Here is a 510-nt window from a genome sequence, read left to right on the forward strand (position 1 = left end):
TAAACCATCGGGTTTGATGGATTGGGAAGCGATGATTGACTTCCACCAAGAGCTGGTGCATCAAGATAAAGTGATTATTGTTTCTGCCGCTCCCATGTTTGGTGTGAAATTCATTGAAGCCTTGCAGCGTGTGGTAACAATGCTTGGCAAACCGTTGATGGTCGATGCCGAAAACTGGATGGCGCATCCGGGCAGTGCCAATACGCTCATCAGTATTTTTACGCATACCAAAACACCAACCAACTTTGTGATTTTGTCTGGTGACGTTCACTACTCGTTCGCCTATGACATCAAATTGCGTTATCGAAAAAACAGCCCGAATATTTATCAAATCACCTGTAGCGGCATTAAAAACCAGTTCCCTACGCAACTGCTCACGATCTGCGATGGCCTAGACAGAATGCTTTACAGTCCGCGTTCACCACTCAACTGGTTTACGAAACGTAAACGCTTAAAGATCTATAAACGAGCGCCAAGCACTCACAATTTTTATCGCTTGGTTAATCACAG

Annotated in this window: 1 pseudogene; it reads left to right on the plus strand. The window is 44.7% G+C overall.

The features are described 5' to 3' along the window. A pseudogene (locus tag R7Z77_RS28625) lies at positions 1-510 on the plus strand (alkaline phosphatase family protein); the annotation flags it as partial.

Source organism: Vibrio sp. 1401 (assembly GCF_033340295.1).